The sequence below is a fragment of the Pseudomonas sp. IPO3774 genome, assembly GCF_013386835.1.
Classification (GTDB): Bacteria; Pseudomonadota; Gammaproteobacteria; order Pseudomonadales; family Pseudomonadaceae; genus Aquipseudomonas.
Genome location: NZ_JACAQY010000053.1, coordinates 1 through 22,093 on the forward strand (window position 1 = coordinate 1; position 22,093 = coordinate 22,093).

General features: G+C 61.6%; 18 protein-coding genes. 11 read left to right on the forward strand and 7 right to left on the reverse strand.

Annotation, left to right across the window (positions count from 1 at the left end; translation table 11 throughout):
- Window positions 1–84: 84 nt before the first annotated feature.
- Together HYE77_RS25725 and HYE77_RS25730 are read right to left on the reverse strand one after the other, a co-directional pair.
- Window positions 85–1,560, reverse strand: coding sequence for an inorganic phosphate transporter (locus tag HYE77_RS25725; RefSeq protein ID WP_003219836.1), 1,476 nt, complete (start codon window positions 1,558–1,560; stop codon window positions 85–87).
- A 310-nt stretch (window positions 1,561–1,870) separates the two neighbouring features.
- On the reverse strand, window positions 1,871–2,071 hold the full coding sequence (locus tag HYE77_RS25730; protein ID WP_003219834.1) for a hypothetical protein: 201 nt from the start codon (window positions 2,069–2,071) through the stop codon (window positions 1,871–1,873).
- Window positions 2,072–2,738: 667 nt separating this feature from the next.
- On the opposite strand from HYE77_RS25730, the gene pcaR reads away from it, so the two are divergent.
- The 11 genes from pcaR to pcaC all read left to right on the forward strand — a co-directional run bounded on the left by pcaR (window position 2,739) and on the right by pcaC (window position 13,743).
- Window positions 2,739–3,581 carry a pca regulon transcriptional regulator PcaR gene (gene pcaR / locus HYE77_RS25735; RefSeq protein ID WP_003219833.1) on the forward strand — a complete coding sequence of 281 codons (843 nt, stop codon included), beginning with the start codon at window positions 2,739–2,741 and terminating at the stop codon, window positions 3,579–3,581.
- A gap of 148 nt (window positions 3,582–3,729) precedes the next feature.
- Window positions 3,730–5,076 (forward strand): MFS transporter, encoded by a 1,347-nt coding sequence (locus HYE77_RS25740; RefSeq protein WP_003219832.1) that lies wholly within the window; start codon window positions 3,730–3,732, stop codon window positions 5,074–5,076.
- A gap of 255 nt (window positions 5,077–5,331) precedes the next feature.
- Window positions 5,332–6,189: a CoA transferase subunit A gene (locus tag HYE77_RS25745; protein ID WP_003219830.1), complete on the forward strand. Its 858-nt coding sequence runs from the start codon at window positions 5,332–5,334 to the stop codon at window positions 6,187–6,189.
- Window positions 6,186–6,968, forward strand: coding sequence for a CoA-transferase subunit beta (locus HYE77_RS25750; RefSeq protein WP_172834582.1), 783 nt, complete (start codon window positions 6,186–6,188; stop codon window positions 6,966–6,968). The genes HYE77_RS25745 and HYE77_RS25750 overlap by 4 nt, the downstream gene beginning before the upstream one ends.
- A complete protein-coding gene (gene pcaF / locus HYE77_RS25755; RefSeq protein WP_177069763.1) occupies window positions 6,965–8,170 on the forward strand; it encodes a 3-oxoadipyl-CoA thiolase in 1,206 nt (401 codons plus the stop codon). Before HYE77_RS25750 ends, pcaF begins: the two co-directional genes overlap by 4 nt.
- A 28-nt stretch (window positions 8,171–8,198) precedes the next feature.
- Window positions 8,199–8,903, forward strand: a complete 705-nt coding sequence (gene pcaH / locus HYE77_RS25760; RefSeq protein ID WP_003219824.1) for a protocatechuate 3,4-dioxygenase subunit beta — start codon at window positions 8,199–8,201, stop codon at window positions 8,901–8,903.
- A 1-nt stretch (window position 8,904) separates the two neighbouring features.
- Window positions 8,905–9,471 (forward strand): protocatechuate 3,4-dioxygenase subunit alpha, encoded by a 567-nt coding sequence (pcaG, locus tag HYE77_RS25765; protein WP_003219820.1) that lies wholly within the window; start codon window positions 8,905–8,907, stop codon window positions 9,469–9,471.
- Window positions 9,472–9,651: 180 nt separating this feature from the next.
- Complete coding sequence (locus HYE77_RS25770; protein WP_003219818.1) at window positions 9,652–10,947, forward strand: MFS family transporter; 1,296 nt, start codon at window positions 9,652–9,654, stop codon at window positions 10,945–10,947.
- 49 nt (window positions 10,948–10,996) lie between these two features.
- Window positions 10,997–12,361 carry a 3-carboxy-cis,cis-muconate cycloisomerase gene (locus HYE77_RS25775; protein WP_087693191.1) on the forward strand — a complete coding sequence of 455 codons (1,365 nt, stop codon included), beginning with the start codon at window positions 10,997–10,999 and terminating at the stop codon, window positions 12,359–12,361.
- Between the two features lie 10 nt (window positions 12,362–12,371).
- A complete protein-coding gene (pcaD, locus tag HYE77_RS25780; RefSeq protein WP_003219815.1) occupies window positions 12,372–13,163 on the forward strand; it encodes a 3-oxoadipate enol-lactonase in 792 nt (263 codons plus the stop codon).
- A gap of 187 nt (window positions 13,164–13,350) precedes the next feature.
- The gene (gene pcaC / locus HYE77_RS25785) at window positions 13,351–13,743 is read left to right on the forward strand and encodes a 4-carboxymuconolactone decarboxylase (RefSeq protein WP_003219813.1); all 393 of its coding nucleotides are present in this window, start codon (window positions 13,351–13,353) and stop codon (window positions 13,741–13,743) included.
- On the opposite strand, the gene HYE77_RS25790 is transcribed toward pcaC, so the two are convergent.
- From HYE77_RS25790 to HYE77_RS25810, 5 genes are all read right to left on the reverse strand, one after another.
- On the reverse strand, window positions 13,740–14,639 hold the full coding sequence (locus HYE77_RS25790; protein ID WP_032898704.1) for a polysaccharide deacetylase family protein: 900 nt from the start codon (window positions 14,637–14,639) through the stop codon (window positions 13,740–13,742). The genes pcaC and HYE77_RS25790 overlap by 4 nt on opposite strands.
- Window positions 14,640–14,717: 78 nt before the next feature.
- On the reverse strand, window positions 14,718–15,968 hold the full coding sequence (locus HYE77_RS25795; RefSeq protein WP_177069761.1) for an OprD family porin: 1,251 nt from the start codon (window positions 15,966–15,968) through the stop codon (window positions 14,718–14,720).
- Between the two features lie 172 nt (window positions 15,969–16,140).
- On the reverse strand, window positions 16,141–17,598 hold the full coding sequence (gene adeC, locus HYE77_RS25800; protein ID WP_003219806.1) for an AdeC/AdeK/OprM family multidrug efflux complex outer membrane factor: 1,458 nt from the start codon (window positions 17,596–17,598) through the stop codon (window positions 16,141–16,143).
- On the reverse strand, window positions 17,595–20,756 hold the full coding sequence (locus tag HYE77_RS25805) for an efflux RND transporter permease subunit (RefSeq protein WP_003219803.1): 3,162 nt from the start codon (window positions 20,754–20,756) through the stop codon (window positions 17,595–17,597). The genes adeC and HYE77_RS25805 overlap by 4 nt, the downstream gene beginning before the upstream one ends.
- A 3-nt stretch (window positions 20,757–20,759) precedes the next feature.
- Complete coding sequence (locus tag HYE77_RS25810) at window positions 20,760–21,908, reverse strand: efflux RND transporter periplasmic adaptor subunit (protein ID WP_003219800.1); 1,149 nt, start codon at window positions 21,906–21,908, stop codon at window positions 20,760–20,762.
- Window positions 21,909–22,093: the final 185 nt, after the last annotated feature.

Genomic DNA, 22,093 nt, shown 5'->3' on the forward strand with positions numbered 1-22,093 from the left:
AATAACGGATATACACCCAAACCCCAGCCATAAAAAAAGGCACGACCCTCACAGGTCGCACCCTCTTCACAAGCCCAAGAGCTGTCAGCTACCCAAAGCCTTGGAAGCCAACCAGAACAACCCGGCCGAAAGGCCCACAGTCGCCGGCAGCGTCAACACCCAAGCCATCAGAATGGTCTTGACGGTGCCACCTTGCAGCCCGCTCTTGTTCGCCACCATGGTCCCCGCCACACCCGAAGACAACACATGGGTCGTGGAAACCGGCAAGCTGAAGATATTGGCCAAGCCAATCATGCTGGCCGTGGTGATCTGCGCCGACATACCCTGGGCATACGTCATGCCCTGCTTGCCGATCTTCTCACCAATGGTCAGCACCACACGCTTCCAGCCCACCATGGTGCCCAGGCCCAAGGCCAGTGCCACCGCCAGGATCACCCAGAACGGCGCGTACTCGGTGGTCGCCGTCAGGTCCTTGCGCAACTTGTCCAGGTCCGACTTCTCACGCGCATCCAGGCCTGGCAACTTGCCCACCTTCTTCGCGGTGTCATCCAGGCACAACAGATAACGACGCACTTCAATCCGATGCTCGGCGGTCAACGAATGGTAGTCAGAGACACCTTTCAAGGTCCCCAGCAGGGCGTTGATCGTCGGTTCAGTCTGCTGCGGATTGCACTGGAACTTGCCCGGCAAATCGTCTTTCACGCTTTTGCCCAGGGCCAGGAACTCACCGAGGGTTTCTTGATTGCGCTGGTAGAACTGATTCAAGTGCAGCGTGGCGTCGCGGGTGCGCTCGATCTGGTAAGTGGTGCTGCCCAGGTCCAGTACGAACTGCGCCGGCACGATACCGATCAGTACCAGCATGATCAGGCCAATACCTTTCTGCCCGTCGTTGGAGCCGTGCACGAAGCTCACGGCCATCGCCGAAATCACCAGGACCAGGCGGTTCCAGAACGGCGGGTGCTTCTTGTCGTCGAGCTTGCGGCGCTGATCCGGTGTCTTGTGCATCTTCGACAGCGGGCGCCACCATTTCAGGCCCAGCAGCACCAGGGCGGCAACCACGAAACCAGCCATCGGCGAGAACACCAGCGAAGCGCCGATATCGATCGCTTTCTGCCAGTTGACGCCGTCAGCCAGGGGAATGTCGTTGATCAGGGCGTTGGCCAGGCCGACACCGAGGATCGAACCGATCAGGGTGTGGGAACTGGACGCCGGGATCCCGAAATACCAGGTGCCGAGGTTCCAGGTGATCGCCGCTGCCAATAATGAGAAGACCATGGCCAGACCGTGGCCGGTGTTCACATTGATCAGCAACTCCACCGGCAGCAGGTGCACGATGGCATACGCAACACCGACCCCACCGAGCAACACGCCGAGGAAGTTGAACACCCCGGAGAAGAACACGGCCAGATGCGGAGGCATGGCTTTGGTATAGATGACTGTGGCAACCGCGTTAGCGGTGTCATGAAAGCCATTGATGAACTCGAAGGCGAGGACAAAGGCCAGGGCGAGCAACAGGCTCACTAGAACCCAAGCATCCAGTCCGCTGAATAAATCGATCATGAAGGTTTTCTGACCCGGTCGTAAGGGGGCGCGATTATGCCAGAAAACATCGGTAATCAATGCACTAGCTGCTCATCGGTAACATTCTTCAACGAAAAAAAATGGGGGGGAGGCGTGCATCCCGGTGTTTTCGGGGCTTTGGCAAGTGATTGATTTATATGGAGGATCCATCAAATTCGCGGGATAAAGCGCCGGAAGGGAATAACTGAAACAATCGTATGAAATTTCGCTAAGGCCACATAACGGGCTTCCCTCCACCAGCGTGGTACTGGCAGAGAGATGGCACCTTTGGAAGCTCAACCCGAAACGCTTATGGCTCTTCGGCTTTGAGGTCCTGTTCAATCTTTTGGATTTCCTGGGCAAAGGCCTGGTCGAGCAGGCTGGCTCGTTTGCGCCATGGCTTGCGTTCAGGTTCTGGCTGGGCGGCGTAGGTGGTGACTTCCCCGCCGTAAACATCCTTGTAACGTTGTTCCTGGCGCTCAAGTTCCGCGCGCAGTTCGTCTTTCGTCACATTGTTACCTAATTGAGTTGAGTTTGATTCCGGCGAAACGCGATGCCGGGAAGTCGCCCCCGGTATACCGTCAATCTGAAGATCAGCGTGGAAAGGTATACAGGAAAAACCACTTCTTTATTGCACGCGGCCACGATACCGGAGAAGAGCAGTTGTCGTAGCAACAGTTTTCTTGTCACAGCCACAAGCAGTTGGCAGGCATTCGAAATGTGTGTCAGGTACTTGCGGCGGAGCCTGCACGCAGCCGGTGCACGACTGGGTGAAATCTATCCTCGGGGTCAGGCGAGGCTGGCTCCTGCACAGGATGCATTATAGCCACGCGCTTGAATAACACTATCGCCAACAAGTTAAAAATCGTCAACTTTGTGTGAGGGTTTTGTTACGCAGGTGTGTGGGGTATTTGCTGAACTATTGGCGCCATAAATCGTGCAATGTTCTACAGGCGTTAATCAACCTTAACTTCTCTCGTACATCAGTCGATTCTGAAAGGCACTCAAATGGATGTAGAGGGGTTCCGGCACCGGTCGGCGGTGACAAATTGCGATAATCGAATGACCGTCCGATAATCGCCCAATGTTGGTTGCCCTGCCTTGTGCAGCCATTGCACGGCGGCTTGTAATAGCGGTCACCCTCCCGCAGCGGTTAAAAATAAGAGAAAGGACCCCAAATGAACGATCAATTGCGCAACTCCTTCGCATCAGTGGCGCCGCCGATCGTTGCGTCACCGGCCAAGCGCATCCAGGCGTTTACCGGTGATCCGGATTTCATGACCTCCCTGGCACGCGGCCTGGCCGTGGTGCAGGCATTCCAGGAGCGCAAGCGCCACCTGACCATCGCCCAGATCAGCCACCGCACGGAAATCCCCCGCGCTGCCGTACGCCGTTGCCTGCATACCCTGATCAAACTCGGCTACGCCACCACCGACGGGCGTACCTATTCGCTGTTGCCCAAGGTGCTGACCCTCGGCCACGCTTACCTGTCGTCCACGCCCCTGGCCGTTTCGGCGCAGCCGTACCTGGACCGCATGAGCGAGCAGCTCCACGAGGCGTGCAACATGGCAACCCTGGAAGGTGATGACATCCTCTACATTGCCCGCTCCGCCACCACCCAACGCCTGATTTCCGTCGACCTTTCCGTGGGCGGCCGTCTCCCGGCCTACTGCACCTCCATGGGCCGTATCCTGCTGGCGGCGCTGGATGACGCCTCGCTGCAGGACTACCTCGACCACGCCGACCTGCAAACCAAGACCAGCCGCACCCTCACCACCCCGCAAGCCTTGCTCGAATGCCTGCAGGAAGTGCGGCAGCAGGGCTGGTGCATTGTCGACCAGGAACTGGAGCAAGGGCTGCGTTCCATCGCCGTGCCGGTGTACGACGCTTCGGGCCAGGTCCTGGCGGCACTGAACGTCAGCACCCATGCCGGGCGGGTCAGCCGCAGCGAGCTGGAGCAGCGTTTCCTGCCGAGCATGCTCAGTGCCAGCCAGGAGCTGAGTGCGCAGCTGTTTGCGTAAGCTGTTCGGTGACCGCACAGATCCCGGCTGGATGAATTGACGGTGTTTCCCAAGGCTTATTAATGTGCGGCAGCGCTTCAAGGCGCCGCCCCAATAATAATGACGACTCAAGGTCGTTCGCCCGCCCATCGGTGTGGAAATAAAAATAATGAATCAGCCTTCACCTGCTGTCGGTACTTGCCTGGACGTTCAGTCCTTCATCAACGCCCAGCCGCTGTCGCGGTATCAGTGGCGAGTGGTGATCCTGTGTTTTCTCATCGTCTTCCTCGACGGCCTCGACACGGCCGCCATGGGCTTCATCGCCCCGGCGCTGTCCCAGGACTGGGGCATCGACCGCGCCAGCCTCGGCCCGGTAATGAGTGCCGCGTTGATCGGCATGGTCTTCGGCGCCCTGGGCTCCGGCCCACTCGCCGACCGCTTCGGGCGCAAGGTGGTGCTGGTGGGGGCGGTGCTGGTGTTTGGGGCCTTCAGCCTGGCCTCGGCCTACAGCAGCAACGTCGATCAACTGCTGATCCTGCGCTTCCTCACCGGTCTCGGCCTGGGCGCCGGCATGCCGAACGCCACGACACTGCTCTCCGAATACACCCCGGAACGCCATAAGTCGCTGCTGGTGACCAGCATGTTCTGCGGCTTCAACCTGGGCATGGCCGGTGGCGGGTTTATCTCGGCCAAGCTGATCCCGGCGTATGGCTGGCACAGCCTGCTGATGATCGGCGGCCTGTTGCCGCTGATCCTCGCGGTGGTGCTGCTGTTCTGGCTGCCGGAGTCGGCGCGTTACCTGGTGGTGCGCAATCGCGGCACCGACAAGGTACGCAAGACCCTGGCGCCTATCGAGCCGGGCATCGTCGCCCAGGCCTCGAGCTTCAGCGTGCCCGAACAGAAAACCGTCAAGGCGCGCAACGTGTTCGCGGTGATCTTCTCCGGCACCTACAGCGCCGGCACCTTGCTGTTGTGGCTGACGTATTTCATGGGCCTGGTGATTGTTTACCTGCTGACCAGTTGGCTGCCGACCCTGATGCGCGACAGCGGCGCCAGCATGGAACAGGCCGCGTTTATCGGTGCGTTGTTCCAGTTTGGCGGCGTATTGAGTGCGGTCGGCGTGGGCTGGGCGATGGACCGGTTCAATCCCCACAAGGTCATCGGTACCTTCTACCTGCTGGCCGGGGTGTTTGCCTACGCGGTGGGGCAGAGCCTGGGCAATATCACGCTGCTGGCGACCCTGGTGTTGATTGCCGGCATGTGTGTCAACGGTGCGCAGTCGGCGATGCCGTCGCTGGCCGCACGTTTCTACCCGACCCAGGGCCGCGCCACGGGCGTGTCGTGGATGCTCGGCATCGGCCGCTTTGGCGCGATCCTCGGGGCGTGGATGGGCGCGACCTTGCTGGGCCTGGGCTGGAACTTCGAACAGGTGCTGACCGCCCTGGTGATCCCGGCGGCATTGGCCACCACCGCGGTGGTGATCAAGGGCATGGTCAGCCACGCGGACGCCACCTGAAGCGATTTATTGTAGGAGCGAGCTTGCTCGCGAAGGTCTTGAACGATGACGTTGGCAGTCTGAATGAACGCGGTGTCTTCAAGTTTTTCGCGAGCAAGCTCGCTCCTACAGGGAAAGATAGCTTGCAAACAATCCGTTCGATAATCGAACACTCAGTCGATTATCGGATTGTTTGGCCCCGACCCCCGGCTTAATCTTCAAGCACTTCGGCGCTGCCTCCAGCGCCTTTTTCGATCGATACCGGGAGCCCACCCCATGGCTGAAATCCTTTCGCTGGCTGATGCGGTAAAGCAGTTCGTGAATGACGGCGACACCGTTGCACTCGAAGGCTTTACTCACCTGATCCCTACGGCGGCAGGTCATGAAATCATTCGTCAGGGCAAGAAAGACCTGACGCTGGTGCGCATGACGCCTGACCTGATCTACGACCAGTTGATCGGCGCCGGCTGTGCACGCAAGCTGATTTTCTCCTGGGGCGGCAACCCGGGCGTGGGTTCCCTGCATCGCCTGCGGGACGCCGTTGAAAAGCAATGGCCGCAACCGCTGGAGATCGAAGAGCACAGCCACGCCGACCTGGCCAATGCCTACGTCGCCGGTGCCTCCGGCCTGCCATTCGCGGTGTTGCGCGCCTACGCCGGCTCCGACCTGCCCAAGGTCAACCCGCTGATCAAGACCGTGACCTGCCCCTTCACCGGCGAAGTGCTGGCGGCCGTGCCGTCGGTGCGCCCGGACATCACCGTGATCCACGCGCAAAAGGCTGACCGCAAGGGCAACGTGCTGCTGTGGGGCATCCTCGGGGTGCAGAAGGAAGCGGCCCTGGCGGCCAAGCGCTGCATCGTTACCGTTGAAGAAATCGTCGACGACCTCAACGCGCCGATGAACGCCTGCGTGCTGCCGACCTGGGCCCTGACTGCCGTGTGCCATGTGCCGGGTGGCGCGCATCCGTCCTACGCCCACGGTTACACCGAACGTGACAACCGTTTCTACCAGGCCTGGGACCCCATCGCCCGGGACCGTGAGACGTTTACTGCGTGGATCAACGAATACATCCACGGCACCGCCAATTTCAGTGAATTCCAGGCCAAGCTGGCCACCGCGCAGGAGGCCAAATAATGGCTTACTCGACCAACGAAATGATGACCGTCGCCGCCGCGCGCCGCCTGAAGAACGGTTCGGTGTGCTTCGTCGGCATCGGCCTTCCCTCCAAGGCTGCCAACCTGGCGCGCCTGACGTCGTCGCCGGATGTGGTGCTGATCTACGAGTCCGGCCCGATTGGCGCCAAGCCTTCGGTGCTGCCGCTGTCCATCGGTGACGGCGAGCTGGCTGAAACCGCTGACACCGTGGTGCCGACCGGTGAGATTTTTCGCTACTGGCTGCAGGGCGGGCGCATTGACGTCGGCTTCCTCGGCGCGGCCCAGGTCGACCGTTTCGGCAATATCAACACCACCGTGGTCGGTGACTACCACCAGCCCAAAGTGCGCCTGCCAGGTGCCGGTGGCGCACCGGAGATCGCCGGCTCCGCGAAGAGCGTGCTGATCATCCTCAAGCAGTCGGCCCGCTCGTTTGTCGACAAGCTGGACTTCATCACTTCGGTCGGCCACGGCGAAGGCGGTGACTCGCGCAAACGCCTGGGTCTGCCAGGCGCCGGTCCTGTAGGGATTATTACCGACCTGTGCATCATGGAGCCGGAGGAGGGCAGCCACGAATTTGTCGTCACCGCCCTGCACCCCGGCGTGACCCGTGAGCAAGTAGTGGCCGCCACCGGTTGGGCGATTCGTTTTGCCGACCAGGTGACTACCAGCGCCGAACCCACCGAGATTGAACTGACTGCCCTGCGCGACCTTGAGGCACGCACCGCTGCCGCCCACGGCCAAGCCCCCGGAGAAGCCTGATGCGCGACGTATTTATCTGTGACGCCATTCGTACCCCCATCGGCCGTTTTGGCGGTGGCTTGTCCACCGTGCGCGCCGATGACCTGGCGGCACTGCCGATCAAGGCGCTGATGGAACGCAACCCATCGGTGGACTGGAACGCGGTGGACGAAGTGTTTCTCGGCTGCGCCAACCAGGCCGGCGAAGACAACCGCAACGTGGCGCGCATGGCGGCATTGCTGGCCGGCCTGCCGGAGAGCATTCCCGGCGTTACCCTGAACCGCCTGTGCGCTTCGGGCATGGACGCGATCGGCACGGCCTTCCGCGCCATCGCCAGCGGCGAGATGGAACTGGCGATTGCCGGTGGCGTCGAGTCGATGTCCCGCGCGCCGTTCGTGATGGGCAAGGCCGATGCGGCGTTCTCGCGCAACATGAAGCTGGAAGACACCACCATCGGCTGGCGCTTTATCAATCCGTTGATGAAGGCCCAGTACGGCGTCGACCCGATGCCGCAAACCGCTGACAACGTGGCCGACGACTATAAAATCTCCCGCGCCGACCAGGATGCCTTCGCCCTGCGCAGCCAACAACGTACGGCCGCTGCACAGGCCGCCGGTTTCTTCGCCGAAGAAATCGTACCGGTGCGCGTCGCCCACAAAAAAGGCGAAACCGTGGTCGAGCACGACGAGCATCCACGGGCCGATACCACCCTGGAAGCCCTGGCCAAACTCAAGCCGGTCAATGGTCCGGAAAAGACCGTCACCGCAGGCAACGCCTCTGGTGTGAACGATGGTGCCGCTGCGCTGATTCTGGCCTCTGCTGAAGCCGTCAAAAAACACGGCCTGACCGCCCGCGCCCGGGTGCTGGGCATGGCCAGCGCCGGTGTGGCGCCGCGTGTGATGGGCATCGGCCCGGTGCCGGCGGTGCGCAAACTGGTGGAGCGCCTGGGCCTGGCGGTAACTGATTTCGATGTGATCGAACTCAACGAAGCCTTCGCCAGCCAGGGCCTGGCCGTGCTGCGTGAACTGGGGATTGCCGACGACGCACCGCAGGTCAACCCGAACGGCGGCGCGATTGCCCTTGGCCATCCGCTGGGCATGAGCGGTGCGCGCCTGGTATTGACCGCGCTGCATCAGCTGGAAAAAACCGGTGGCGGCAGAGGCCTGGCGACCATGTGCGTCGGTGTGGGCCAAGGCCTGGCCCTGGCGATCGAACGCGTTTGAGACCCACAAGAATAAAGAGGATTGCTCCATGAGTGACAAGCCCGGATACCGGCGCCCGCAAGCGGGTACTCAGCCTGACTACCTGCACCCGGCCTACCAGTCGACGAACCTGCGTTCGCCGTCCAAGCCGTTGGTGTTCCTGCCCCATTCCCTGTCGGAAATCACTGGCCCGACCATCGGCGCCGAGCGCGTCAACGAGAAGGACAACGACCTGACCGCCCAGCACGAAGGCGAGCCACAGGGCGAACGCATCATCATTCACGGGCGCGTGCTGGATGAAAACGGCCTGCCCGTTCCCGGCATCCTCGTGGAAATCTGGCAGGCCAACGCTGCCGGCCGCTACAACCACAAGCGCGACCAGCACGACGCACCGCTGGACCCGAATTTCACCGGCACCGGGCGTACCGTCACCGACGCCGACGGCTGGTACCAGTTCCAGACCATCAAGCCCGGCGCCTACCCGTGGGGCAATCACCACAACGCGTGGCGCCCGGCGCACATCCACTTCTCGCTGTTCGGCCCGAGTGTGCTGACGCGGTTGGTGACGCAGATGTATTTCCCCGGTGACCCGCTGCTGGCCTATGACCCGATCTACAACTGCGTCCCGGACACGTCCGCCAAGGAGCGCCTGATCGCCTCGTTCGATCTGGAAAAAACCATTCCGCACTATGCCCTCGGCTACCGCTGGGACATCGTCCTGCGCGGCCGCGACGCCACGCCGATGGAGAAATGAGATGAGCCTCAACGCGACTACTTCCCACACCGTCGGGCCGTATTACCACATTGGCCTGACCTGGCTGAACCGCGAAGACCTGACCGTTGCGGCCACCCTCGGCGAGCGCGTGGCGATCACCGGGCAGGTGGTGGATGGCAATGGCGATGTGGTCAACGACGCCATGCTGGAAGTCTGGCAGGCCAATGCGGCCGGCAAGTACGACCATCCCGAGGATGAGCAGGACAAACCGGTGGACCCGAACTTCGAAGGCTTTGGCCGGGTGCCGGTGGACGCTGAAGGGCGTTTTCGCTTTACCACCATCAAGCCGGGCAGTGTGCCGGGGTTGAAGGGCACGACCCAGGCGCCGCACCTGGTGGTGCTGGTGTTTGCCCGTGGGCTGGTGAAGCACCTGCTGACGCGGATTTACTTTGACGGTGAAGCGGCGAATGGGGATGACGCGCTGCTGGCGTGTGTGCCGCAGGAGCGCCGCCGCACGTTGATCGCCAAGGCGGATGCGGCGGGTGTGTATCAGTGGAATGTGATTTTGCAGGGCACAGACGAAGAGACGGTGTTCTTCGATTATTGAGTGGGTTGCGGATCTATCGCAGGCAAGCCAGCTCCCACAGGGGAATGCATTCCAAATGTGGGAGCCGGGCTTGCCCGCGATGAGGCCGGCCCAGGCAACAAATATCCAAAAGTCTGCTTGCGGAACATGGTTGTTGCAAAGTATGTCTAGGCTATAACCGTTCCCACTGAGTGAAAAAACATGACAACAAAAACCAGCCACTACACCGGAGAAGAACGCAGCAAAAGGATTTTTGCGATTGTCGGTGCCTCTTCCGGCAACCTCGTCGAATGGTTCGACTTCTACGTCTATGCCTTCTGCGCCATCTATTTCGCCCCGGCGTTTTTCCCGTCGGACGACCCCACCGTGCAACTGCTGAACACCGCCGGCGTGTTCGCCGCCGGCTTCCTGATGCGCCCTATCGGCGGCTGGCTGTTCGGCCGGGTGGCGGATAAACACGGTCGCAAGAATTCGATGATGATCTCGGTGCTGATGATGTGCGCCGGTTCCCTGGTCATCGCCTTTTTGCCCACCTACAAAGACATCGGCGCCTGGGCCCCGGCCCTGCTGTTGGTCGCCCGGTTGTTCCAAGGCCTGTCGGTAGGCGGCGAATACGGCACCACTGCCACCTACATGAGTGAAGTCGCCCTCAAGGGCCAGCGCGGGTTCTTCGCCTCGTTCCAGTACGTGACCCTGATCGGCGGGCAACTGCTGGCGGTGTTGGTGGTGGTGATCCTGCAACAGATCCTCACCGAAGAAGAACTGCGGGCCTGGGGCTGGCGCATTCCGTTCGTGATCGGCGCCATTGCGGCGGTGATCTCGCTGTTGCTGCGTCGCACCCTGAAAGAAACCACCAGCAAGGAAATGCGTGAAGACAAGGACGCCGGCAGCATTGCCGCGCTGTTCCGCGATCACAAGGCGGCGTTTATCACCGTGCTCGGCTACACCGCCGGCGGCTCGCTGATTTTCTACACGTTCACCACCTACATGCAGAAGTACCTGGTGAACACCGCCGGGATGCACGCCAAGACCGCCAGCTACATCATGACCGGCGCGCTGTTCTTCTACATGTGCATGCAGCCGGTGTTCGGCATGCTGGCGGACAAGATTGGCCGCCGTAACTCGATGCTGTGGTTCGGCGCCCTGGGCACGCTGTGCACTGTACCCATCCTGTTGACCCTGAAAACCGTCAGCAGCCCGTTCCTGGCTTTTGTGCTGATCACCCTGGCCCTGGCCATCGTGAGCTTCTACACCTCCATCAGCGGCCTGGTGAAAGCCGAAATGTTCCCGCCACAAGTACGCGCACTGGGCGTGGGCCTGGCGTATGCGGTGGCGAACGCGATCTTCGGCGGTTCGGCGGAATATGTGGCCTTGGGGCTCAAGTCCATGGGCATGGAGAACACCTTCTACTGGTACGTCACGGCGATGATGGCGGTGGCGTTCCTGTTCAGCTTGCGCCTGCCCAAAGAGGCGGCGTATTTGCACCACGATCTGTAACCGGCTGGCGCATGCCCGTTGCCGGGTATGCGCCACCTAGGGATGTGTTATGACGATGCGCACGAGCAACCAACTGTTCGACGCCTACTTCACCGCCAACGGCATGGCCGAAGTGTTCTGCGACCAGGGGCGTTTGCAGGGCATGCTGGATTTCGAAGCGGCGCTGGCCCGGGCCGAGGCTCAGGTCGGGTTGATCCCGCAAGCGGCCGTCGCGCCCATTGCCCAGGCGTGCCTGGCTTCTCTCTACGACGTGGATGCCCTCGGCGAGGCGATTGCCACGGCGGGCAATTCGGCGATTCCGTTGGTCAAGGCCCTCGGCAAGTTGATCGCCAGCGAAGATGCCGGCGCCGAACGTTATGTGCATCTGGGCGCTACCAGCCAGGATGTGATGGACACCGGCCTGGTGCTGCAACTGCGCAGTGCGGTTGAGCTGATCGAACATGATCTGGCGCGGTTGGGGGACATTCTTGCCGCCCAGGCCCAGCGTTACGGAACAACTCCTTTAGCGGGCCGGACCTGGCTGCAGCATGCAACGCCGGTCACGCTGGGCATGAAGATCGCCGGTTGGCTCGGCGCAGTCACCCGCAACCGGCAACGTCTCAGTGAGCTCAAGCCGCGTTTGCTGGTGCTGCAATTTGGCGGTGCTTCCGGAACCCTGGCGGCCCTCGGCGAACAGGCGATGCCGGTGGCGCAAGCACTGGCCGCCGAGTTGCAGCTGGGCCTGCCGGAGCAACCCTGGCACACCCAGCGCGACCGCCTGGTGGAGTTTGCCTCGGTGCTCGGTTTGATCGCCGGCAGCCTCGGCAAGCTGGGTCGCGACATCAGCCTGCTGATGCAGACCGAATCGGCGGAAGTGTTTGAGCCGTCGGCCCCCGGCAAGGGCGGCTCTTCGACCATGCCCCACAAGCGCAACCCGGTGGGCGCTGCCGTGCTGATCAGCGCTGCCACGCGAGTGCCCGGCCTGGTGGCAACGATGTTCAGCGCGATGCCCCAGGAACACGAACGCAGCCTGGGCCTGTGGCACGCCGAATGGGAAACCCTGCCGGAGATTTGCCGGCTGGTATCCGGTGCATTGCATCAGGCGCTGCTGGTCAGCGAAGGCCTGGAAGTCGACCCCCGGCGCATGGTCCAAAACCTTGATCTGACCCAGGGCCTGGTACTGGCCGAAGCGGTCAGCATCGTCCTCGCCCAGCGCCTGGGCCGCGAAACCGCGCACCATCTGCTGGAACAATGCTGCAAACGCGCCGTCGCCGACGGGCGCCACCTGCGGGCGGTGCTGGGGGATGAACCGCAAGTGACTGCCGAGCTTTCGGCGGCCGAACTCGATCGCCTGCTGGACCCGGCGCACTACCTGGGCCAGGCGCACACCTGGGTCACCCGGGCCGTGGCCGAACATTTTGCTTTGACTGCCTGAGGAGGCTGCTGTGGGATTTGTACAACTCGCCGATGGCGAACTGAACTACCAACTCGATGGCCCCGAAGATGCACCGGTACTGGTGCTGTCCAACTCCCTGGGCACCGACCTGCATATGTGGGACATCCAGATCGAGGCGTTCACCCAGTACTTCCGGGTGCTGCGTTTCGACACCCGGGGCCATGGCAAGTCGCTGGTCACCGAAGGCCCCTACAGCATCGAGCAATTGGGCCGTGACGTGTTGGCGCTGCTGGATGCGTTGCAGATCGAGCGCGCGCATTTCTGCGGGTTGTCCATGGGCGGCCTGATCGGCCAGTGGCTGGGGATCAACGCGGGTGAGCGTTTGCGCCGGCTGGTGGTGTGCAACACCGCCGCGAAGATCGGCACGCCCGAGATCTGGAACCCGCGGATCGAGATGGTCCTGCGCGACGGTGCGGCCGCGATGGTTGCCCTGCGTGATGCGTCAATTGCCCGCTGGTTCACCGCCGACTTCGCCGAGGCTCATCCTGACCAGGCCAAGCTGATCACCGATATGCTGGCGGCGACTGATCCCCAGGGTTATGCCGCAAACTGCGCGGCCGTGCGCGACGCGGATTTCCGCGAGCAACTGGCGTCGATCAAGGTGCCGACCCTGGTGATCGCAGGCAGCGAAGATGCGGTGACGCCGCCGGCGGGTGGGCACTTTATCCAGGCGCATGTGCAGGGCGCCGAGTATGCCGAGTTCTATGCCGCGCACTTGTCCAACGTGCAAGCCGGTGCGGCGTTCAGCGACCGTGTGCTGGAATTTCTGCTATCGCGCTGAGTATCGCTGAACCCTGTGGCGAGGGAGCTTGCTCCCGTTGGGCTGCGTAGCAGCCCCTGAGCAGCCGCAACCCAACTATTTGTAAAACCCTGCAGCGGCCTCACTGGGGTCGCTGCGCGACCCAACGGGAGCAAGCTCCCTCGCCACAGGTATGTGCCTGTCGTCACCGTTGCATGAGGAGCGTTTTGTGGACGAGAAACAACGTTATGCCGAAGGCCTGCAAGTGCGCCGCGAAGTGCTGGGCGACGCCCACGTCGACCGCAGCCTCAACGCCCTGACCGAGTTCAACAGCGAGTTCCAGGAAATGATCACCCGCCACGCCTGGGGTGATATCTGGACCCGCCCGGGGCTGCCGCGGCATACCCGCAGCCTGATCACCATCGCCATGCTCATCGGCATGAACCGCAGCGAAGAGCTGAAGCTGCACCTGCGCGCCGCCGCGAGCAACGGTGTGACCCGCGCCGAGATCAAGGAAGTGCTGATGCAGAGCGCGATCTATTGCGGGATTCCGGCGGCGAATGCGACGTTTCACTTGGCCGAGTCGGTGTGGGATGAGTTGGGGGTAGAGTCGCGCGCCTAGTGCGAGTCAGCGTCCCACACCCAATTCCACACACCTGGCAGGTGCACCACTTCGTCGGCGCTTTTTACCGTGCGGGCCATGGCGGCTCGCTGCAAGGTTGCCCGGTCGGTGTAGAAAGGCTGTGTGGCGAGGGGCACGCCATTGATATGGGCGCTGTCCAGCAGGATTTGCAGGTATTCCTTCAAGTGCCAGGCGGTGTAGCGGTTGATATCGTGGAAGGTCACCACCACCGGGATCACGCCGTCCACCGTCGGTAATTCGCCTTTGGCGATGCGCTCGCGCACCACCGAGAGTTGGCGTATCAGGTTTTCCCGTCGACGCGGGCTGCCGTTGAACACCCAGATCACCCCATCGTTTGCACTCAGGTCGGTCAGCAACACATGCATGCCGTGTTGCTGATAGGCGGCGAAGGTGCGCTTGTCGTAGTTCCAGAACGGCGGGCGTACCAGTGTGGGCGGTTGGCCGGTGATGGCGGTGAGGGTCGATGAACCCAGGCTGAGGTAGTGCTCCAGTTCAGCCGGATTCTGCAAGCGATGGTTGCTGTGCCACGGGGTCGCGGTGTGGAAGCCCAGGATATGGCCGGCCGCGTATTCGCGCTCCATGGTCTTGTAGCCCCGCGGGTTGCCGCCGGAGCGGGGCGCCTCGGTCTGCAGGAAGAACACCGCCTTGATCCCCGGCTGTATCGGGTTGTTCGCCAGGTCCGCCATCACCGAACGGCTGGGATTCATGAAGCCCGAGGCGCTGGGGCCGTCATCGAAGGTCAGCAAAAAACGGATCGGCGCCTCGGTTTTCAGACGTTGTTCGGTTTGCGGTGTCAGCGCCAGGGGCGGGCCGATGCAACCGCTGAGGCTCAGGGCCAGGGCTAGTGCGGCCGATACGGTGGCGAAGTGTTTCATGGCGGACTCGAATGACATTGGCTGCTGGGGCGGGTCATCCATGACACGCGCGCACCATACAACAAGACTGTCGAGGCTTTACAGCAGGCTTATCGGGTAACTGACGATCAACCGGTTTTCATCAAACTCGTTGTTGTTGTAGTCCCGGCGCATGCTGGAGTTACGCCAGCGCACATTGAGATTCTTCAGCGCTCCGCTCTGCACCACGTAGGCCACTTCACTTTCCCGTCCCCATTCCTTGCCATCGGTCACTGTGCCGCTGTGTACGTTGCTGCCGCTGATGTAGCGGTTCATCAGCGTGAGGCCTGGAATACCCAAGGCCGCGAAGTTGTAGTCATGGCGTACCTGCCAGGATTTTTCCTGGGCGTTGTCGTAGCTGGCGTTGTAGCTGTCGTTGGCCAGGGTGCCGCCGCTGGTGCCGTTGACGCGCATCCAGGCGCTGTTGCCGGTGAGTTTTTGCAGGCCGACATAGAACGTGTTGCCGCCGTATCGGGCCGAAAACAGTCCGGACCAGGTCTTGTTGTCGAGGTCACCGGCGCGGGCGCTGCCGTCGTCCTTGCCATAGAAGAACCCGAGGTTGGCGCCCAGGGTCCAGTCGCCCACCGGTTGGCTGTGGATCAGGTTGAGGTATTGCTGGCTGTAGATGTCCTTGAGTTGGGCGTTCCACACACCGATCTGGGTGCGTTTGTCGTTGAAGGCATATTCGCCGCCCTGGAAGTTGAAGCGGTCGGAGGTGAACGCGGTTTTCCCGAACATGGACATGTCGGTCATGCTGCTGTCGTCCCGTGGGCTGTTGGCGCGGAACTGGCCGCCGTACAGGGTCAGGCCGTCGATTTCCCGGGAGGTGATTTGCCCGCCGCGCAGGGTTTGCGGGAGCGAGCGGCCATCGTCCGAACGCAGGATCGGCAGCACCGGCATCCATTCGCCGACTTTCACTTCTGTCTTTGAAACCCGTGCCTTGAACGCCACGCCCAGACGCCCGAATTCATCCGCCGGGCGGCCATCGTGGTCCAGCGGCAACAGCTGGGTGCCACCCGTGCCGCGTCCGCCATCGAGCTTCAATGAGTACAGGCCCAGTACATCCACGCCGAAACCGACGGTGCCCTGGGTAAAGCCGGATTTGGCGTCGAGGATGAAACTTTGCGTCCACTCCTGTGCGCCGCCCTGGGTCTTGCTGGGGTTGGTGTAGTTGCGGTTGAAGAAGAAATTACGCAGGTTGAGGTTGGCGCTGGCGTCTTCCAGGAAGCCGTGTTCTTCAGCGACAACGGGGAGGGCAATGCTGGCGACAGCGGTTGCCAGCAAAAGCCGGCGCGGGTCGAAAGTGCTCATGGTGTCAGACCTGTTGTTATTGGGGTTATGCAGGTGGCGGCCATGGTGCGGGGCGGTGCGGGGGCGATGAAAGTGGGGGAGAGCGGGTTGTGGGCGATGATCGAACGCAAAGTCATGGGCGTAAAAAAACCGCTTCCTGGGCGGGAAGCGGTTTTTGTTTACTGCGCCACTATCAGAACAACTTCAAGGGCGGTGCTTCTTCTTTCAACGGTTCGTTCTTCGCGGTCTGTTCGTTCCAGCCACCACCGAGGGCCTTGTACAGGTTGACCTCGCTGTTGAGCTGCGCCAGGCGGTCGGTGATCAGCGATTGCTGGGCACTGAACAGTTGGCGCTGGGCGTCGAGGAACGTCAGGTTGCTGTCGACACCAATACGGTAGCGACGCTCGGCCAGGCGGTAGTAATCCTGGTTGGCCGCGACGAAGCCACGTTGGGCGTCCAGTTGCTGCTTGTAGGTCTCGCGGGCGGCGAGGCCGTCGGAGACTTCCTGGAAGCCGGTCTGGATGGCTTTCTCGTAGTTGGCGACGTTGATCTCTTTCTGGATTTTCGAGTAATCCAGGCTGGCGCGCAGGCTGCCGGCGTTGAAGATCGGGATGTTGATCTGCGGTGCAAACGACCAGGTACCCGAACCGCCCTTGAACAGGCCGCCCAGGGTCGGGCTCGCGGTGCCGGCGCTGGCGGTCAGGGTGATGCTCGGGAAGAACGCAGCGCGTGCCGCACCGATGTTGGCGTTGGCCGCCTTGAGGTTGTACTCGGCCTGCAGGATGTCGGGACGACGTTGCAGCAGGTCCGATGGCAGGCCGGCCGGTACTTCGCTCAACAGGTCATCAGCCAATGGCCGGCTGACGATGTTCGCCGGCAGGCCGGTACCCAGCAGCAGGGTCAGGTTGTTTTCGTCCTGGGCCACCTGGCGGGTATAACGCGCCAGTGCAACCCGGGCGTTTTCCACCGAGGTACGGGCCTGGCTCAGGTCCAGGGCCGAAGCCACGCCGACTTCATTGCTGCGCGAGGTCAGTTTGAAGCTCTGCTCGTACGCGCCCAGGGTGTCCTGGGTGAGCTTGAGCAGCTCCTTGTCGGCCTGCCAGGTCAGGTAGGCGTTGGCCACGCTGGCCACCAGGCTGATCTGGGTGGTGCGGCGCGCTTCTTCGGTCGCGAAGTATTGTTGCAGCGCTTGTTCGCTCAGGCTGCGTACGCGGCCGAACAGGTCCAGCTCATAAGAACTGATCCCGAGGCCCGCCGAGTATTGGCTGGTGATGCCCGCTTCGCCGGTCTGCGACAGCTTGGCCGGGGTGCGCGTACGGCTGCCGCTGCCCGTGGCCGAAACCGCCGGGAACAGGTCGGCGCGCTGGATCTGGTACTGCGCGGCATACGCATCGATGTTCAGGGCCGCGACACGCAGGTCGCGGTTGTTCACCAGGGCGGTCTGGATCAGCTGTTGCAGGGCAGGGTCATGGAAAAACTGCTTCCAGCCCTGCTCGGCAGCCGCCTGGCCCGGCGCCTGGGCCGACGAATACGCCGGCCCCTGCGGGAACTGCGCGGCTACCGGCGCTTCAGGGCGCTGGTAGTCCGGGATCAGCGAGCAGCCACTGAGCACGAATGCCGTGACAGCTAAGGAAAGTAGCGACTTGCTCATTGGCCAGCCTCTTTAGGAGTTTGCTTGGGTTCAGTCTTTTTACGCTCGCCAGCGGAGGACACGGTTGCGAAGAACAGGGGTACCCAGAAGATCGCGAGGACCGTGGCGGTGATCATACCGCCAATTACGCCCGTACCGATGGCGTGCTGGCTACCTGAGCCGGCACCGGTGGAAATTGCCAGGGGCAGTACGCCGAGCATGAACGCCATGGACGTCATGATGATCGGTCGCAGACGCATGCGGGATGCCTCGATGGCCGACTCGACAATGCCTTTGCCCTGCTCGTGGAGCTCCTTGGCGAACTCCACGATCAGGATGGCGTTTTTCGCTGCCAGACCCACCGTCACCAACAGGCCCACCTGGAAGAACACGTCGTTGGACAGTCCCCGCAGGCTGGTGGCGATCAACGCACCGATCACACCCAGCGGTACAACCAGAATCACCGCAATCGGGATCGACCAGCTTTCGTACAGTGCCGCGAGGCAGAGGAACACCACCAGCAGCGACAGGGCGTACAGCGCAGGTGCCTGGGAGCCGGACAGACGTTCTTCATACGACAGACCGGTCCAGGAGTAACCAACGCCAGCCGGCAGGTCCTTGGCAATGCGTTCGACTTCCGCCATCGCATCACCGGTACTGTAGCCAGGTGCCGGGGTACCGAGGATTTCCATCGCCGCTACACCGTTATAGCGCGAGAGTTTCGGCGAACCGAAGATCCACTTGCCCGAAGAGATGGCCGACAGCGGCACCATCTTCCCGGACGTGCTGCGCACGTACCATTTGCTCAGGTCTTCCGGAGACATCCGGCTGGCGGCGTCACCCTGTACATACACCTTCTTCACACGACCACGGTCGATGAAGTCGTTGATGTAGCTGCCACCCAAGGCGATTGCCAGGGTCTGCTGGATGTCTGCCAGGCTGATGCCCTGGGCACTGGCCTTCTCGTCGTCAACGGTCAGCTCGTACTGCGGCTCATCGTTCACGCCGTTGGGGCGCACGCCCGCCAGGATCTTGCTTTGTGCCGCGGCACCCAGGAACTGGTTACGCGCATCCATCAGCTTCTGGTGGCCGACGCCGCCCTGGTCTTGCAGGAACACGTCGAAACCGGTGGCGTTACCCAGTTCGAGTACCGAAGGTGGCACCACGGCAAATACCATGGCGTCCTTGAAGGCCCCGAAGAAGTAACCCTGGGCACGCTTGGCAACCTCAAATACCGACTGGCTCGAGTCACGCTCGTCCCACGGCTTGAGCATCACGAATGCGAGGCCCGAGCTCTGGCCACGACCGGCGAAGTTGAAGCCGTTCACGGTAAACACCGATTTGACAGCCTTGCCTTCGCCTGGCTCGCCTTCCTTGTCGTTCAACAGGTAGGCGCGCATATCGTCGATGACTTTCTGCGTACGTTCAGCCGAAGAACCCACCGGCGTTTGTACCTGGGCAAAGATCACGCCCTGGTCTTCCTCTGGGAGGAACGCGCTTGGAATGCGGGTGAACATCCAGATCATGCCGGCAAGGATCAGGGCATAGACCACGAACGCCGGGAACTTGTGCTTGATCATGTTACCGACGCCGCGCTCGTAGCTCAGTACGCCACGGTCGAAGGTACGGTTGAACCAGCCGAAGAAGCCGCGCTTGGGTTGGCCGTGTTTTTCCGGGTCAATCGGCTTGAGCATGGTGGCGCACAAGGCCGGGGTGAAGACCAGGGCAACCAGTACCGACAGCGCCATCGCCGAAACGATAGTGATGGAGAACTGGCGGTAGATCACACCGGTGGAACCACCGAAGAACGCCATTGGCAGCAATACCGCCGACAGCACCAGGGCGATACCCACCAGGGCCCCCTGGATCTGGCCCATGGACTTGACCGTCGCCTCCTTGGGCGACAAGTGCTCCTCGGCCATTACCCGCTCGACGTTCTCCACCACAACGATGGCATCGTCCACCAGCAAGCCGATGGCCAGGATCATGCCGAACATGGTCAGGGTGTTGATGGTGAAGCCGAACGCAGCGAGGATCCCGAAGGTACCCAGCAATACCACCGGTACGGTCATGGTGGTGATGATGGTGGCGCGGAAGTTCTGCAGGAACAGGAACATCACCAGGAACACCAGCACGATCGCTTCGATCAGGGTGTGAACCACACCGGAGATCGATTCGGTCACAACCGGCGTGGTGTCATACGGCACCACAGCCTTCATGCCAGGCGGGAAGAACGGTTCGAGGGACGCAACCGTTTCGCGAATCGCCTTGGCGGTGTCCAGTGCGTTGGCACCGGCTGCCAGCTTGATCGCCATACCGGAAGCCGGCTTGCCGTTGAACTGTGCGCTGATGCTGTAGTTCTGGCCGCCCAGTTCGATACGCGAAACGTCACCCAGGCGAACCTGGGAACCGTCGGTATTGACCTTCATCAGGATATTGCCGAACGCTTCAGTGGTTTGCAGACGCGTCTTGCCGATGATGGTGGCGTTCAACTGAGTGCCGGGCAGGGCAGGCAGGCCGCCGAGTTGGCCGGTGGCCACCTGGACGTTCTGCGCCTGGATGGCGTTGCTGACATCCACGGGCGTCAGCTGGTAGTTGTTCAGCTTGGCCGGGTCGAGCCAGATACGCATGGCGTACTGGGAACCGAACACCTGGAAGTCGCCCACACCGGCGGTCCGGGAAATCGGGTCCTGGATGTTGGAAACGATGTAGTTGGAAAGGTCATCCTTGGTCATGCTGCCGTCTTCCGACACCAGACCGATCACCATCAGGAAGTTCTTCACCGACTTGGTAACGCGGATACCCTGCTGCTGTACTTCTTGTGGCAGCAGCGGGGTCGCCAGGTTGAGCTTGTTCTGTACCTGAACCTGGGCGATGTCCGGGTTGGTACCCTGGTTGAACGTCGCGGTGATGGTCATGCTGCCGTCGGAGTTACTGTCCGAGGCGACATAACGCAGGTTGTCGATACCGTTGAGCTGTTGTTCGATCACCTGCACCACGGTGTCCTGCACGGTTTGTGCAGACGCGCCCGGGTAGGTCACCTGGATATCAATGGCGGTTGGCGCGATGGCCGGGTACTGGTTGATGGGCAACTTCAGGATCGACAGTGCCCCGACCAGCATGATCACCAGGGCAATTACCCAGGCGAAAATGGGACGGTCGATAAAAAATTTCGACATGAATTACTCCCCTTGACCAGCAGCGGCAGCAGGAGCAGCAGCGGAACCGGCGGGTTTGGCGTTATCAGCGTCCTTGACCTTGACTTCGATGCCCGGCTTGATGAATTGCAGGCCTTCGGTGATCACACGGTCACCGGCGTTCAGGCCTTTTTCCACCAGCCAGTAGGCGCCGGTAGTACGGTTGGCCACCAGTACACGTTGCTCGACCTTGTTGTCCTTGTTCACCACCAGCGCGGTCGGGATGCCCTTCAGGTCGCGGGTCACGCCTTGCTGTGGTGCCAGGATGGCCTTGCTGTTCACACCGGCTTGCAACTGCGCGTGGACGAACATGCCCGGCAGCAGGGTGTGGTCAGGGTTCGGGAACACGGCACGCAGGGTCACGGAACCGGTGGTTTCGTCGACCGAGACTTCGGAGAATTCCAGCTTGCCTTCCACGCCGTAGGCGGTGCCGTCTTCCAGGGTCAGCTTGACCTTGGCCGCGTTTTCGCCGGCTTTTTCCAGTTGGCCGCTTTCCAGGTCGCGACGCAGTTTCAGCATCTCGGCAGAGGACTGCGTGACGTCGACGTAGATCGGGTCCAGTTGCTGGATCACTGCCATGGCGTCGGTCTGGCCGTTGCTGACCAGCGCGCCTTCGGTGACCGAAGAGCGACCGATACGCCCGGAGATCGGGGCAAACACCTTGGTGTAGCGCACGTTGATCTGGGCCGTTTGCACGTTGGCTTCAGAGGTCATGCGGTTGGACACGGCGGTGTCGTATTCCTGGCGGCTGACGGCCTGCTCATCGACCAACTGCTTGTAGCGATCGGCAATTGATTTGGTCTGGGCGAGGTTGGCCTGGGCGCTTTTCAGCGAGGCGTCATACACCGACGGATCGATCTGATAGAGCTGCTGGCCTTCCTTGACGTCGCCCCCTTCCTTGAACAGACGCTTGAGAATGATGCCGTTGACCTGAGGGCGAACCTCGGCAATGCGGTAGGCCGTGGTGCGGCCTGGCAGCTCGGATGTCAGGGTAAAGGCTTGAGGTTGAATAGTGACCACGCCGACCTGAGGGGTTTGAGCGGGCGGAGCCGCTTCTTCCTTTTTACATCCGCTGAGCAGCGATGCCAGGGCGACGGCAGTAACCAGGGCGGTAACAGCTGGCTTAAGTTGCATGAAGATCCTCGGGTCAGGCGCGCAGAGTGCGCACAAGAAGTGTGGAAGGGTAAAAAACAGGCACTGAGTGGATAAGTAGCTTGCTACGCAATATACTTACGTTCATGGTTGTTTGTAAACTCTTGACAGGCTTCGCGGAATGTTGACAAAGCAGCGTCCAAAGCCTCGATTCTAGTACGTTCGGC

What these genes read in the sequence shown, in the direction of transcription:
- HYE77_RS25805 (WP_003219803.1), bottom strand. Translation starts at nt 20,756, where the DNA reads ATGTCGAAATTTTTTATCGACCGTCCCATTTTCGCCTGGGTAATTGCC.
- HYE77_RS25740 (WP_003219832.1), top strand. Translation starts at nt 3,730, where the DNA reads ATGAATCAGCCTTCACCTGCTGTCGGTACTTGCCTGGACGTTCAGTCC.
- pcaR (WP_003219833.1), top strand. Translation starts at nt 2,739, where the DNA reads ATGAACGATCAATTGCGCAACTCCTTCGCATCAGTGGCGCCGCCGATC.
- pcaH (WP_003219824.1), top strand. Translation starts at nt 8,199, where the DNA reads ATGAGTGACAAGCCCGGATACCGGCGCCCGCAAGCGGGTACTCAGCCT.
- HYE77_RS25775 (WP_087693191.1), top strand. Translation starts at nt 10,997, where the DNA reads ATGACGATGCGCACGAGCAACCAACTGTTCGACGCCTACTTCACCGCC.
- HYE77_RS25810 (WP_003219800.1), bottom strand. Translation starts at nt 21,908, where the DNA reads ATGCAACTTAAGCCAGCTGTTACCGCCCTGGTTACTGCCGTCGCCCTG.
- HYE77_RS25795 (WP_177069761.1), bottom strand. Translation starts at nt 15,968, where the DNA reads ATGAGCACTTTCGACCCGCGCCGGCTTTTGCTGGCAACCGCTGTCGCC.
- pcaG (WP_003219820.1), top strand. Translation starts at nt 8,905, where the DNA reads ATGAGCCTCAACGCGACTACTTCCCACACCGTCGGGCCGTATTACCAC.
- HYE77_RS25745 (WP_003219830.1), top strand. Translation starts at nt 5,332, where the DNA reads ATGGCTGAAATCCTTTCGCTGGCTGATGCGGTAAAGCAGTTCGTGAAT.
- HYE77_RS25770 (WP_003219818.1), top strand. Translation starts at nt 9,652, where the DNA reads ATGACAACAAAAACCAGCCACTACACCGGAGAAGAACGCAGCAAAAGG.
- adeC (WP_003219806.1), bottom strand. Translation starts at nt 17,598, where the DNA reads ATGAGCAAGTCGCTACTTTCCTTAGCTGTCACGGCATTCGTGCTCAGT.
- HYE77_RS25725 (WP_003219836.1), bottom strand. Translation starts at nt 1,560, where the DNA reads ATGATCGATTTATTCAGCGGACTGGATGCTTGGGTTCTAGTGAGCCTG.
- HYE77_RS25790 (WP_032898704.1), bottom strand. Translation starts at nt 14,639, where the DNA reads ATGAAACACTTCGCCACCGTATCGGCCGCACTAGCCCTGGCCCTGAGC.